A 14012-nucleotide genomic window follows, 5' to 3' on the forward strand; every position below is an offset into this window, starting at 1 on the left:
CAGCCATGACAACCTATAAGCGCGAGATGCGCGCAGGCCTGCGCGACATTGCACCGGTCGCTGTCGCCGCCGTTCCCATCGGACTCCTGTTCGGTGCGCTTGCCGCTGCCAAGGGATTGTCGCCGCTCGAAATCGGGCTGATGTCCGGCCTCGTCTTCGCGGGCGGCGCGCAATTCGCGGCAACCGAAGCCTGGCTTCATCCCGCGCCTGTCGCAGCGCTCACCTTCGCGACGCTGCTTATCAATGCGCGTCACGTGCTCATGGGTGCTTCGCTCTCGCCGAAGCTGAAGCTGTCGCGCCCTCAGCAGCTTCTCGCGATGTTCTTTCTCACCGATGAATCCTGGGCGCTGTCCGAGCGGCGCGCATTAGAGCGGCCGATCACGGGTGCTTATTGGGCCGTCATGGCCGCCGTACTCTGGCTGAACTGGAGCATTTCCAGCACACTCGGCGCGATCCTCGGCTCCTTCATGGGCGATCCTGCGCGCATCGGCGCCGACTTCGCCTTCACCGCGCTCTTCATCGGTCTCGTGGCTGGATTCGGCCGTAGCCGCGTGACGCTCGTGACAGTCGGCGTCAGCGCGGCGGTCGCTGCCCTCGTGCATTACTTTATCGGCGCGCCGTGGCATGTGGCGTCTGGCGCGTTGGCAGGTATCGCCGCCGCCTATCTTGCCGCTCCCAGGGAGGCGCGCTCATGAGCCTCGATACGACGACGCTGCTCGCCATCATCTGCATGGCGGTGGTGACCTACATCACGCGCATCGCAGGCTTGTTCGTGGCGGATCGTCTCGTGTTGACGGGGCGCGCTAAGGCTGCCTTCGACGCGATCCCGCCCGCCGTGCTGGTCTCGGTGATCGCGCCGACGGCACTGACGACGGGATGGGCGGAGGCGATTGCCGCCGCCATCACCGCTATCATCGCCTTTCGGTTGCCGCTGCTCGCGACCATCGCCGTCGGCGTGGCCTCCGTCGTGCTGCTGCGAAACCTGATCTAGCCGATGGGGCGCGTGGCGTCCTCGAGCCATGCGCGTGTCTCGGCATCGAGATGCGGGCCGATCTTCGCGCGCACCTGCGCATGATAATCGTTGAGCCATGCGATCTCCTCGGCGCTCATGATGGAGGGCTCTACGAGGCGTAGATCGATGGGCGTGAAGGTGAGCGTCTCGAAGCCCATCATCTCGCGGTCGCCACCGGCAATCTTGCGCGGCTCCACGAGGATCAGATTCTCGATGCGGATGCCGTAATCGCCCTGCTTGTAGAAGCCAGGCTCGTTGGAGAGCATCATGCCGATCTCGAGCGGCGTGGTGCCGGTCTTGGCGATGCGCTGCGGTCCTTCATGCACGGAGAGATAGCTGCCGATGCCGTGGCCCGTGCCGTGATCGAAATCGAGGCCCGCTTCCCACAGCGGCTTCCTCGCGAAGGCATCGATCTGCGCGCCCGTCGTGCCCTTCGGGAAAACGATGCGGGCAATCGCGATATGGCCCTGCAGCACGCGCGTGAAGCGGTCCTTCATCTCAGCGGTCGGCTCGCCCACGATGATCGTGCGCGTGATGTCGGTGGTGCCGTCCTCGTATTGCGCGCCTGAATCGATGAGGAAGATCTGGTTGTTCTCGATCCTGCGATTGCTGGAAGCCGTCACGCGATAATGTGGCAGTGCGGCATTCGGGCCGGCACCCGAAATGCTCGGGAACGAGATGTTTTTCAGTGCGCCTGTCTCGACGCGGAACGCTTCCAGCGCTTCCACCGCATCGATCTCGGTGAGCTGTCCCTTCGGGGCCTCGCGGTCAAGCCAGGCGAGATAGCGCGCCATCGCAATGCCGTCGCGCAGATGCGCCGCATGCGAACCGGCGATCTCGGCCTTGTTCTTCACTGCCTTCATGAGCGCGATGGGATCGGCGCCCACATCGACCTTGCCGCCTGCCGCTTCGATGCGGCGGATGAGGGCAACGGCGCCGGTGGTGGAATCGACGCGCACCTTCCCACCTGTCTGGCCGAGCGCATCGAGAGCGCTCTGGAAGGAGCTGATGGGCGTAAACTCGGCGAGTTCGCCGATAGCCGCGCCGGCCTCATTGGTGATCTTGGCGGGGTCGAAGAATAGGCTTGCGCGTCCCTGCTTCGGCAGAATGGCATAGCCGAGCGGCAGCGGCGTGTGACCCACATCGCCGCCGCGCAGGTTGAAGGCCCAGGCGAGGTTGTGCGGATCGGAGATCACCACCGCATCAAGCTTGGCCTCCGCCATCTTCCTGCGGATGCGCTCGAGCTTCGCCTCTGCCGTCTCACCGGCATAATCCAGCGGGTGAGGGCGCACTGGAGCCTGCGGAGGCGCAGGGCGGTCGATCCAGATCACGTCGACCAGATTGATGTCGACGGGAGCAAGCCTGCCGCCTACCTTCGCCACGGCCTGCTCCAGACGCTTCAGTCCATCGCTCGTGAGCAGCCACGGATCGTAGGCCAGCGTGCCGCCTTCCGGCAGATTGGCAGCGATCCAATCCTCCACCGACATCTCGGCGAGCTGGACTGGCGTAATTACGGAAGTATCCACCTGCTCGGCGGCTTGGACCGTGTAGCGTCCATCGACCACGAGAGCAGCCTTCTCCTGCAGGACGACCACTGTGCCGGCGGAGCCCGTAAAGCCAGTGAGCCATGCTAGACGTTCGGCGCTCTTCGGCACGTACTCGCCCTGGTGCTCGTCGGCCCGGGGCACGATGAAGCCGTCGAAGCCGCGGCGGCTCAGTTCGGCACGCAGCTTGGCGATGCGGGCAGGGCCCTGCGAAGGAGAAGTCGTGTCGTCGAAGAATTGAAACTGGGCCATCCGGGCAGTACCGCGATCAGGATTGAGGAAGCAGCACGCTATGCCGCTGGGACAGGCCCTGCAACCGCCATGGAGCCGCCCGGCCTGCATAGGCAACAGGCAATTTGCCCATCCCGCATGCGCCGAAGGCTCAAGCGTTAATATTTTCCGATGGTGCAGTGCAATAAGTGCATGGCTCGCATGCAATCGGCCCGCCTACTACTAAAGTCTGGCATGGCTTATGTATAGCGTAACAAGAACAGAGGAACGCTGAACCGAAGGGGTCTCAACGCCAATCTGTTGGAGATGAGCCCATGACCACAGCTGTTTTGTCCCCCGTCTATACCGGCCAGGTAAAGACCCCGTCCACGTTCTCGCTGATCGTCAGGAACGTGATGGACGCCCTTGCCGAGAGCCGTGCCCGCAGCGCCGCTCGTGAGCTGCGCCGCCACGAAGCTCTGATGGCCGATCTCGGCCGCAGGCAGGATCATTCCGCCGATTTCTTGATCCAGGGCAATGATCTGCCCTTCAAGATCTGAGACAAGAATTTCATCGATAAAGAAGAGAGCAAAACAATGTTGATCGTCCTCGCCCTCAAATTCGTCCGCGACGTCGTTGCCGATACCTTCCAGCTCCGCCGCGAGATGATGAAGCGCTATCCCGGCGTCCTTGCCGAGTAAGCCTCACACCTACCCGCTAATGGCGGGGCTGCGGACGTGCGCTGCCCCGCTTCAGCACCAGAGCAGCCCAGCCTTCGAGATTGTAGCGGCGCTGCAGATACCAGCCCTGATGGGCATAAGCTGACAGCACACCCGGAACATCATGGCCCAGAAGCCCTGACAGAATGAGCGTTCCGTCATTGCTTGCCACGCGCGACAGTGAAGGCGCCAGCATCCGCAGGGGCTTTGCCAGGATGTTAGCGAAGACGAGATCGAAATGTCCTGGGCGGTCGGCTTCCGGATTACGCGTGCCGGGGCCGACATAGAGCCTCATCCACGGCCCGATGCCGTTGAGACGTGCATTCTCCTTCGCTACCCGCACCGCTTCCGGATCGATATCGCCTGCAATGACAGGGCGCTTCAAAACCTTGGCCGCCACAAAGGCCAGGATGCCCGTGCCGGTGCCCACGTCGAGCACATGGCGGGGCGTGCGCATCTTCAATTCATCCACGAAAGCCTTCAGGCAGCTGAGCGTCGTGCCGTGATGGCCGGTGCCGAAGGCGAGGCCCGCCTCGATCTCGATGGCGATGTCGTTGCTGCGGCGATGCTCCCGGTCGTGGGAGCCGTGAACCAGCACGCGGCCGGCTCGCACAGGCTTCAGGCCTTCCAGGGAGGCCTTCACCCAATCCTTCTGCTCGAGGGGCAGGAACACGCCCTTGTCGGCTTCCTCGCCCACGATGGGGCGTACGAGATCGCGGATGGCGGCCTCGTTCGGCTCATGGGCGAAATAGGCCTCAAGCAACCATGGCCCATCCTCAACCGTCTCGAAGGCGGCAACGGCCGTCTCGGCAGGGTCGAATATCTCTCCGATCAGGTCCGTCATGGCGCGCGCGGAGCGCTCGTCCGTGGTGATGCGGAAGACATGGGTGGGGCGGTTGGGGTGCAGACCTTCAAGCATGAGGCTGCTCTAGCACCCCCTGTGCCATGCCTCAAGCGATCCCGATCAAAGGAACCGCTCGGACTCGCACCCGTTCTCCCAACGCTAAGCCTGTCCCACCACGATTGCAGCGGTGCCTGCGCCGCCAGGAGATCCCCATGTCCGGACGTCTTTTCGATAAGGTCGCCATCATCACCGGTGCCGGTACCGGTATCGGTGAAGCCATTGCCCTGAAGTTCGCCCGCGAAGGTGCGCGGCTCCTTCTCGTCGGCCTGCCTGACGATCCGGTTGAGGATGTGGCGCGTCTGATCAATGGGGCAGGGGGATTTGCGGAAACCTACCTTGGCGATATAGCCGAAGAGCACCACGCCCAATCCGCTGTCGAGGCCTGCGCGAATGCTTATGGGCGGATCGACATTCTCATCAACAATGCAGGCGTGTTTCTGGCCGCCGCCGAGACTCAGGATTACCCCATCGATAAATTCGATGAGACCCTTCGCTCGAACGTGCGCTCGGTCTTCCTGATGACCAAGTTCGCGCTGCCTTTTCTGCAGAAGACTTATGGCAACATCGTCTCTACCGGCTCAGAGGCCGGCATGATCGGGATCGCCCAAAACACGATGTATGGCGGGACCAAGGCCTTCATTCATTCGTTCATGCGCGGCGTCGCTGTGGAGCAGGCGGCTTATGGCGTTCGAGCCAATTGCGTCTGTCCTGGGCCCATCGATACCGCATGGACTCACAAGTCGACCGGGCCGATGGATCGGAAGATGGAATCGATGATGATCGAGGCCACGCCCATGGGACGGCGCGGTACGCCGGAGGAGGTGGCGAACGTATTCTGCTTCCTCGCATCCGACGAGGCGAGTTATGTGACCGGGGCTCTCTATGCGGTCGATGGCGGAGTTACTACGGCAAAAGGTGGCGTCGGCTCCATGGCCTCCTCGCATTTCAAGAAACAACCGGAAGGAACACTGCCGACGCGCCATTCGCATGACGGGCTGAAGAACAAGAATTACGAGACACTCACCTGATGGATGAGGTGCCGGCCCTTAAGCCGGCATCAACTCTCTCGCCGGTTCGAGAATCTTGAGGCGCTCGGGCTCGATGGATTTGTAGTGGCGCTGCAGATCCGTGATGTAATCGCGCACGATGGGCGCGGCATCGCGCCTGCGAGCGAGCTGCATGTGGAACACGAGCTGGCTGCCCGTGGTGAACATCGTCTCGGCAGAGATGAGATAGAACTCGAACATCCGGCAGAAGCGCTCGTCATACATCGCAGCGATCTTCTCCCGGTTGGCCTCGAAGCGCTTGTGCCAATGGTTCAGGGTCTTGGCATAGTGAATGCGGAGAAACTCGAGGTCCGTCACCCAAAGAGAATTCTGCTCTGTCACAGGAAAGACCTCGGACAGGGCAGGGGAGTAAGCGCCTGGGAAGATGTATTTGCGCAGCCACGGGCTGGCCGTTCCGGGTGGGCTCATCTTGCCGATGGAATGCAGCACCATCAATCCGTCATCGTCGAGCAGTGCGTTGATCTTGGCGAAAAACTCGCCGTAATGATGCACACCCACATGCTCGAACATGCCCACGGACACGATCCGGTCGAAGCGTTTGTCGACCTTGCGGTAATCGAGCAGCTCGAAGCGCACGCGGTGCGATAGTCCTACGCGCCTCGCCTTTTCGTTCGAGAGTTCGTACTGCTCTTTGGAAAGCGTGACGCCCGTCACGTCCACATCCTCCATTGCGGCGAGATAGAGCGCGAGATCGCCCCAGCCGCTGCCGATATCGAGGATCTTCAAGCCGGGCTTGAGCTGCAGTTTTGATGCGATGAGGCGCAGCTTGTTCTGCTGTGCTTCTTCCAGCGTGTCTTCATCGTTGACGAAATAGGCGCAGGAATACTGCATGCCCTTGTCCAGAAAGAGCCGGTAGAACTCATTCCCGAGATCGTAGTGATGCGCCACGTTTTGTTGCGCCTTGCCGACAGGGTTTGCCTGCTGAAAGCGCTTCACGGCCCTGGAAATGCGCTTCAGCACGTTCTGTAAGGGATAGTTCGCCAGAGTGGAGCGGTTCTGGGAGAAGAGGTTCAGGAAGTCCCTTAAGGAGGAGCCTTCCTCGAAGCTCATGCGGCCGTCCATATAGGCCTCGCCCGCATGAAGCTCCGGATTGAGGAAGAGTTTGTGATAGAGCGATTTATCCGTCAGCCGCATGGTCACGTTCAGGCCGGGCTTCTCGCCTCCGAAGACGTGAGTTTTGCCCTCTGCATCGATGACCTTCAACGTCCCAGTGCGCACGAAGGACTTGAGCATATGGGAAAGGGGAAACATCGGAAGCCTCATGGATAGCATCTTCTGAGAGGCGATGGTTCCACACTTAATAGAGCTTGGCTAGGGGCCAGCAAAATCGGAACAAGTCTAAAGTAGATGTTCCAAGGATTCATTGGGGAACAACCATGCTGTGCCTTGGTTGGAGAGCAGACTCTCGTGCGGCCAGAAGAGTCTGTCCATCCAACCCATACAGGAGCAAGCCGATGTTCTTCCGTCAGCGGCAAATGGCATATCATGCCAAGCCTGAGAGGCCCGATCCGCTTTTCGCCAAGATGCTGCAGGAGCCCCTTGGTGGCCAATGGGGCGAGATCAGCGTGATGATGACCTATCTCTTCCAGGGCTGGAACTGCCGCGGTCCGCAGAAGTACAAAGACATGATCATGGATATCGGGACCGAGGAGATCGGTCACGTGGAGATGCTCGCCACCATGATCGCGCGGCTGCTCGAAACCTCGCCTGTCGAACAGCAGGAAGACATGGCGAAGAACTCCATCGTCGGTGCCGTCATGGGCGGCGCGCGTGTGGAGGATGCCATCGTTGCGGGCATGAACCCGCAGCATTACATCGTCGCCGGCCTTGGCGCGCGCCCATCCGATAGCATCGGTAATCCCTGGACTTCGGCCTATACCATCGCGAGCGGTAATTTGCTTGCGGACTTCCGCTTCAACGTGACGGCGGAAAGCCAAGGCAGATTGCAGGTGGCGCGCCTTTACAACATGACGAACGATACCGGCGTGCGCGACATGCTCTCTTTCCTCATCGCGCGTGACACGATGCACCAGAACCAATGGCTTGCTGCCATCAAGGAGCTGGAGGAGGACGGTCTCGAGATGACGCCGGTGCCTTCGAATTTCCCGCAGGCTCAGGAGAAGAGCGAGGTCGCCTATCAATTCCTCAACCACTCGGAAGGCGTGGAAAGCCAGCAGGGACGCTGGGCCAATGGCACTTCGCCGGACGGTAAAGGGCAGTTCTCTTACGTGGATCGCCCGCCGGCCTATACCGAGGACGAAGGGCAGCTCAATCCCATCGATCCACGCGTTTATGGCACGCCACCCGCGCCGGTTCCGCCATTGGCTGCGGAATGATCAAAGACAAGGGCGCATCGCCGGATGCGCCCTTTGATTTAGCCCAACGCCTCGACGAAACTGTCGAGCACCATCTTGCGACCTGCCTTGTCGAATTCGACGGTGAGCTTGTTGCCGTCCACCGCCTCGATGGTGCCAGGGCCGAACTTGGAATGCAGCACACGTCCGCCGACCGAGAAGCCTGATGTGCCGGTGGACTTCGCCACCAGCTCGCCTTCGATCATCATCGGTCCGCGTCTGTCGCCGGAGCGAAGGGCGGAATAGCCGCCGTCTTCCGTGTTAGCGCGATGCGCCTGCGCGCGCTGCCAGCCGGGCGTCTGATAGGATGATCCGCTGAAGGGTTGCATGCGGTCGAAGCGCGATCCGCCGTAGCCGCTGCCATAGGAAAAGTTCGCGGGCGCTTCCACGATCTCCACATTGTTCTCTGGCAGATCGTCGATGAAGCGGCTCGGAACGGTCGAGTTCCATAGGCCATGGATACGGCGGTTGGAGGCGAAATAGATCTTCGCGCGTCGCTTGGCGCGGGTAATGCCCACATGAGCAAGACGGCGCTCTTCCTCAAGACCCGCGCGGCCGCTCTCATCGAGGGCGCGCTGGTTGGGGAAGAGGCCTTCCTCCCAGCCGGGCAGGAATACGGTGTCGAATTCGAGACCTTTCGCTGCGTGCAGCGTCATCAGGCTCACGCGCTCGGTGGTGTCGCTTTCATTGGCTTCCATGACCAGCGAGACGTGTTCCAGAAAGCTTTGCAGATCCGGGAACTCCTCCATGGAGCGCACAAGTTCCTTCAGGTTTTCGAGGCGGCCTGCGGCGTCGGCGGATTTCTCCTTCTGCCACATATCCGTGTAGCCGGATTCTTCCAGCACCGTCTGCGCGACTTCCGATTGCGACATGGTCTCGGACAATTTCGACCAACGCCCGAAGGAGATGAGAAGATCGCGCAGCGTCGCGCGCGGCTTCGGCTTCAACTCGTCCGTTTCGACAATGAAGCGTGCGGCTTCCATCATCGGCACGCGTGCGGCGCGGGAATGATTGTGCAGCACTTGGATCGTCGCATCACCGAGGCCGCGCTTGGGCACGTTCACGATGCGCTCGAAAGCAAGGTCGTCGGCGGGCTGGTTCACGACGCGCAGATAGGCCAGCGCATCGCGAATTTCCGCGCGCTCGTAGAAGCGTGGGCCGCCGATGACGCGATAGGGCACGCCGAGCTGCACGAGTCGGTCTTCGATCTCACGCATCTGCGCCGAGATGCGCACGAGAATGGCGACTTCCGACAGCGAGTGTTTCTTGGAATGCAGCGCCTCGATTTCCTCGCCGATGAGACGTGCCTCCTCCTCCGAATCCCACGCACCGGTGATCGATACCTTCTCGCCAAGCTCGTCTTCCGTGCGCAGTGTCTTGCCGAGACGGCCCTGGTTCTTGGCGATCAAGACGGAAGCGGCCGAGAGGATATGACCGGTGGAGCGATAATTGCGCTCCAAGCGGATCACCGTCGCGCCGGGGAAGTCATGCTCGAAGCGCAGGATGTTGTCGACTTCGGCGCCGCGCCAGCCGTAGATCGACTGATCGTCGTCGCCGACACAGCACAGATTCTTGCGCTTCTGCGCAAGCAGACGCAGCCAGAGATACTGCGCAACGTTGGTGTCCTGGTACTCGTCCACGAGCATGTAGCGGAAGCGTTCCTGATATTGCTCCAGAATATCCGGATGCTCGCGCCACAAGCGCAGGCATTCGAGCAGCAGGTCACCGAAATCGACAGCGTTCAGAACCTTCAGGCGTTCCTGATAAGCACGGTAGAGCTTGCCGCCCTTGCCATTGGCGAACGCGCCTGCTTCGCCAGCCGCCACCTGGTCAGGGCCGAGGCCTCGGTTCTTCCAGCCGTCGATAAGGCCGGCAAGATGGCGCGCGGGCCAGCGCTTCTCGTCGATGCCTTCCGCCTCGATCACCTGCTTCATCAGGCGAAGCTGATCGTCGGTGCCGAGAATGGTGAAGTCCGAGCGAAGGCCGACAAGCTCGGCATGGCGGCGCAGGATCTTGGTGCCGATGGAGTGGAAGGTGCCGAGCCATTGCATGCCCTCGGCAACCTCGCCGATGGCGCGGCCAATGCGCTCGCGCATCTCGCGCGCGGCCTTGTTGGTGAAGGTCACGGCGAGGATCTGCGACGGCCAGGCTTTACCGGTAGCGATCAAATGGGCGATGCGGGTGGTAAGCACCCGGGTCTTGCCGGTTCCTGCGCCTGCAAGCACCAGAACGGGGCCTTCCGTGGCTTCCACGGCGGCGCGCTGCTCTGGGTTCAGGCCGTTCAGATAAGGCGTCTGCGGCGCCACCGCAGCCCGGGCGCGAGCGCTCAGGGAGCCGGCGGAGGGCTGGTGCGCCAGATCATCGTTTGGATCGGGGCGGTTATCAGGCTGATTCATCGGCGCGACCATGGATCAAAAGGCGAACGACGTCGAGCCCGGAATTGCCATTCGCCCCGGAGGGAGGGGGCGAATTGAGGGCTCACTGGATTGTCGGAAAAGGCTTTCATCGCCATATGGGGAGGAAAGGCTCCAAAAGGAATGCTCCCATGCGTCTCTTAGGTTTCTTAGGCTCGGCTGCGGTTGTCTTGAGCATCGTTCTGCCCCTGTCAGCAGAGGCGCAGACGCGCCTGCCGAGCCAGAGCCGTTCCGAGCGGCAGGTCGAGGATATCAACCGCAACATCCAACAGGATCGCCGCATACAGAGCCTCGGGCAGGAACTCGAGGTCAGGGACAATCAGCTGAGGCAGGAGATCAATAGGGACCGGATGTTCGCTAATCCGCCTATCGGTGCTCCAGGCTACGGCCGGTGTCCCCCGGGCGCTGCAAGATGTTATTAGTCCAGATGCTGCAAGGCTGAGCTTTATTGGCGCAGCTCGCCATGAGGCATGAGGTCCCTGCTTGTCAGGGTGCCCCCTCAGGGCTATGCACGCCCATCAAGAGCGCGGGGGCGAGCTCGTATAATGTCGAAGCTGATCCACATTCAGATATTGCGCGCCTGCGCGGCTTTGGCGGTTGCAATCCACCACGCTCAATTCGACGCGGCTGCATTGGCGGGACGCTTCGGCGGCTCGTTTCATCCCTTTGAAGCCATTCCATGGGCTGCCGGTGTCGACATCTTCTTTGTCATTTCCGGCTTCATCATCGTTTATTCGTCGCAAAAGCTCGCGGAGGCCCCTGGGGCTGCGGGCGTTTTTCTGACGCGGCGCTTGGGGCGCGTCGTCCCTCTCTATTGGAGCGCCACCGGCCTCTATCTCGCGCTCGCGCTCGCTGTGCCCGGCGTCCTCAACAGCGAGGTTCTGGAGCCGGGTTTCATCCTGGCCTCGTATCTGTTCATCCCATTGGCACGTCCTGACGGATTGGTTCAGCCGCTCTATTCGCTGGGATGGACGCTGAACTACGAAATCTACTTCTATCTTCTCTTCGCCATGACCCTTGCATGGCCGCTGAAGAGATCCGTCCCGGTCCTGATCACCGTCATGGCCGCTACCGTTGCTCTTGGTCGCTTCGTTACGCTTCCGCTTCCGCTGAGCTTCTGGACCAATCCGATCGTGCTGGAATTTGCTTTCGGCATGATGCTCGGCCTTCTCAAGGTCGAAGGGTTCACCCTTTCCCGTGCATGGCGGGGGGCTCTCTTCATCTCTGGGCTTGGCCTGCTTGTTGTCTGGGCTCACGCAGGCCTGCCCCGAGCCATCGCTTATGGCCTGCCGGCCGCGCTCTTGGTCGCGGCAGCGGCGCTCGGAGCGGAGAGGCTTGTGCAACCGACGGGTTGGTTCGTCCGCGTGGGAAGCGCTTTGGGCGATGCCTCCTATGCGCTCTATCTCGTCCACCCCTTCGTCATTCGTGCCGGACGAGAGGTCGTTGTCAGAAGCGGCCTCGGCACCATCGTCGGCGGATGGGGCTATATCGCGCTGGTTCTGGCGGGAGCCGTTGTGGCTTCTCTCATGATCTTCCGCTGGTATGAAAGCCCTCTCACGGAATGGATCCGCCAGCGGTTGGAAACGAGGCGGCTGAGAGTGGCGTGACGCGCTGACGTCAGTGGCGGGTTCCGGCGACCAACATGGTTTCGGCCTTTGACGGAATGCCGATCGTGCTGCCCAGGGATTGCGGGCGGGCAAGGCGCGTATGGGCTGCCTTCATCACGGCGAGATTGGCGGCGATGTCGTCCGGGAAAGGGGAGACCTTACGGGTTTCCATGTCCACGTGCAGGGACATTCCCTCCATGGAGGCGGCGACCCAACCTTCCGCAGCATGGCGGATTTCCATGTAATAGTGGATGCGCTTCTCGTCGTAATCGATCAGCTGCAGGGTCACGCGGACCTGGTCGCGGGCCTTCAGTTCGCGCTTGTAGAGGGTATGGACCTCTGCAGCGAAGAAAGAAGCCTTGCGCTCCTCCACATATTCCCGGCCGAGGCCGATGAGGCCGAAACCTTCGTCGACGGCGCGGTCGAACAGCACATGGTAATAGGCCATGTTCATGTGGCCGTTGTAGTCGATCCAGGCAGGCTCGACCCGCATCGTGGACGACACGAAGGGAGCGAAGAAGAACACTGGAGTTCTCTTCTCCATGATCAGCTCCTTTCCTCGATGCCGGTCACACGCATCACCCTTCGTCAGCAAGTTGGAAACGTTAGCACATGTCTGGTTGCCATGCATGGGCATAATGGCCCATCCGCCCTTCAGAGTATTGCGTTCAGGAAGCTTTTGGTAGGTATGGATAACGCGTCATCCAACCGGAACCATAGCCATATGAGCGCTTCTCTCTCGCCCAGCCGTCCCAAGCCCTCGGAAGCCGTTATCGCTGCCTTGACTGCGGAGCTTTCCAGCCGCTTCGGCGATAGGGCGGTCACTTCGGCTGCCGTGCGAGAGCAGCACGGCCACACGCTCACCTGGGTCAAGAACCAACCGCCGGACGTTGTGGTCTATGCCCGCACGACGGAAGAGGTGTCCGAGATCGTGAAGCTCTGCATCGAGAAACGCGTGCCGATCATTCCTTTCGGGACGGGAACCTCGCTCGAAGGGCATATCAACGCGCCGGATGGCGGCGTCTGCATCGATCTGAGCCTCATGAAGCGCATCATCGCCGTTCATGAGGAGGATCTGGATTGCGTGGTCGAGGCGGGCGTGACCCGCAAGGAGTTGAACGAGCATCTGCGCGACAAGGGCCTGTTCTTTCCTATCGATCCGGGAGCGGATGCCTCCATCGGCGGCATGGTCGCCACTCGTGCCTCTGGCACCAATGCTGTCCGTTACGGCACGATGAAGGATGTGGTGCTTTCCCTCACCGCCGTCCTGCCGAACGGCGAGATCGTGAAGACCGCAAGCCGCGCCAAGAAAAGCTCGGCCGGCTACGACATCACGCGGCTCCTGATCGGCTCGGAGGGCACGCTCGGCGTTATCACCGAGATCACCCTGAAGCTCCAGGGTATCCCCGAGGCTATCTCCGCCGGCATCTGCCCGTTCCCGACCGTGAAGGCCGCTTGTGACGCGGTGATCATGACGATCCAGTCAGGCATCCCGGTGGCGCGCATCGAACTGCTCGACGAGGTGCAGGTGAGGGCGGTGAACCAACATGCGAAGCTCACCCTGCCGGAGAGCCCCTTGCTGCTGCTGGAATTCCACGGCACCGATGCGGGTGTTCAGGAGCAGGCCGAACGCTTCGGCGAGATCGCGGCGGAGTTCACCAACCAGCCCTTCGAATGGGCCACCAAGCCCGAGGAGCGCTCGCGCCTCTGGCAGGCTCGGCACGATGCCTATTGGGCGGCCCGTGGCCTTCGCCCCGGTGCCCAATCGGTCGCGACCGACGTGTGCGTGCCGATCTCGCGTCTGGCCGAATGCGTGGCCGAGACGAAGAAAGACATCCTCGAAAGCGGCATGATCGCGCCCATCGTGGGCCATGTGGGCGACGGCAATTTCCACGTTCAGCCGCTCGTGAATGTGGATGACCCTGCGGAAGTTGCGGCCTGCGAGGCCTTCGTGGATCGCCTTGTGAAGCGGGCCGTTGCAATGGAAGGCACCTGCACCGGCGAGCATGGGGTGGGGCAGAAAAAGATGAAATACCTGGAAATTGAGCATGGAGAAGCCACGCTTGAGCTCATGCGCGTCTTGAAACGGGCCATGGACCCGCACAACATCATGAATCCGGGCAAGATCGTTACACTTTGATGGTGGAAGGAGTGTCTGGAGCGCTCCCTATCCCGGAAGCC

Annotated in this window: 12 protein-coding genes; 7 read left to right on the forward strand and 5 right to left on the reverse strand. The window is 61.4% G+C overall.

Going from position 1 to position 14012, the window contains the following annotated elements; translation table 11 throughout:
- Window positions 1-5: 5 nt before the first annotated feature.
- Both MJ639_RS10955 and MJ639_RS10960 read left to right on the forward strand, forming a co-directional pair.
- A complete protein-coding gene (locus MJ639_RS10955; RefSeq protein WP_243371650.1) occupies window positions 6-695 on the forward strand; it encodes an AzlC family ABC transporter permease in 690 nt (229 codons plus the stop codon).
- Entirely contained in the window at window positions 692-991 is a 300-nt protein-coding gene (locus tag MJ639_RS10960; protein WP_243371658.1) for an AzlD family protein, read from the forward strand. Before MJ639_RS10955 ends, MJ639_RS10960 begins: the two co-directional genes overlap by 4 nt.
- Here MJ639_RS10960 and MJ639_RS10965 read toward each other — a convergent pair.
- On the reverse strand, window positions 988-2808 hold the full coding sequence (locus MJ639_RS10965; protein ID WP_243371667.1) for an aminopeptidase P family protein: 1821 nt from the start codon (window positions 2806-2808) through the stop codon (window positions 988-990). The two genes, MJ639_RS10960 and MJ639_RS10965, sit on opposite strands and share 4 nt — an antisense overlap.
- Before the next feature lie 293 nt (window positions 2809-3101).
- On the opposite strand from MJ639_RS10965, the gene MJ639_RS10970 reads away from it, so the two are divergent.
- Window positions 3102-3326 carry a hypothetical protein gene (locus MJ639_RS10970; protein ID WP_243371685.1) on the forward strand — a complete coding sequence of 75 codons (225 nt, stop codon included), beginning with the start codon at window positions 3102-3104 and terminating at the stop codon, window positions 3324-3326.
- Between the two features lie 157 nt (window positions 3327-3483).
- On the opposite strand, the gene MJ639_RS10975 is transcribed toward MJ639_RS10970, so the two are convergent.
- Window positions 3484-4404, reverse strand: a complete 921-nt coding sequence (locus tag MJ639_RS10975; RefSeq protein WP_243371695.1) for a 50S ribosomal protein L11 methyltransferase — start codon at window positions 4402-4404, stop codon at window positions 3484-3486.
- Between the two features lie 137 nt (window positions 4405-4541).
- On the opposite strand from MJ639_RS10975, the gene MJ639_RS10980 reads away from it, so the two are divergent.
- A complete protein-coding gene (locus MJ639_RS10980; RefSeq protein WP_243371697.1) occupies window positions 4542-5417 on the forward strand; it encodes an SDR family NAD(P)-dependent oxidoreductase in 876 nt (291 codons plus the stop codon).
- An 18-nt stretch (window positions 5418-5435) separates the two neighbouring features.
- On the opposite strand, the gene MJ639_RS10985 is transcribed toward MJ639_RS10980, so the two are convergent.
- Complete coding sequence (locus MJ639_RS10985; RefSeq protein ID WP_243371699.1) at window positions 5436-6707, reverse strand: SAM-dependent methyltransferase; 1272 nt, start codon at window positions 6705-6707, stop codon at window positions 5436-5438.
- A gap of 203 nt (window positions 6708-6910) precedes the next feature.
- Here MJ639_RS10985 and MJ639_RS10990 point away from each other — a divergent pair, with 203 nt between their 5' ends.
- A complete protein-coding gene (locus tag MJ639_RS10990; protein WP_243371701.1) occupies window positions 6911-7792 on the forward strand; it encodes a manganese catalase in 882 nt (293 codons plus the stop codon).
- Between the two features lie 38 nt (window positions 7793-7830).
- On the opposite strand, the gene MJ639_RS10995 is transcribed toward MJ639_RS10990, so the two are convergent.
- Complete coding sequence (locus MJ639_RS10995; RefSeq protein WP_243371703.1) at window positions 7831-10206, reverse strand: ATP-dependent helicase; 2376 nt, start codon at window positions 10204-10206, stop codon at window positions 7831-7833.
- Window positions 10207-10769: 563 nt separating this feature from the next.
- Between MJ639_RS10995 and MJ639_RS11000 the strand changes: the two genes are divergently transcribed.
- Window positions 10770-11831, forward strand: a complete 1062-nt coding sequence (locus MJ639_RS11000) for an acyltransferase family protein (RefSeq protein WP_243371705.1) — start codon at window positions 10770-10772, stop codon at window positions 11829-11831.
- Window positions 11832-11841: 10 nt separating this feature from the next.
- Here the strand turns inward: MJ639_RS11000 and MJ639_RS11005 are convergent, their stop codons facing one another.
- Window positions 11842-12375, reverse strand: coding sequence for a thioesterase family protein (locus MJ639_RS11005; protein WP_243371715.1), 534 nt, complete (start codon window positions 12373-12375; stop codon window positions 11842-11844).
- A gap of 180 nt (window positions 12376-12555) precedes the next feature.
- On the opposite strand from MJ639_RS11005, the gene MJ639_RS11010 reads away from it, so the two are divergent.
- Window positions 12556-13971, forward strand: a complete 1416-nt coding sequence (locus MJ639_RS11010; protein ID WP_243371717.1) for an FAD-binding oxidoreductase — start codon at window positions 12556-12558, stop codon at window positions 13969-13971.
- Window positions 13972-14012 lie beyond the last annotated feature (41 nt).

It is taken from the genome of Microvirga solisilvae, assembly GCF_022808595.1.
Lineage (GTDB): Bacteria > Pseudomonadota > Alphaproteobacteria > Rhizobiales > Beijerinckiaceae > Microvirga > Microvirga solisilvae.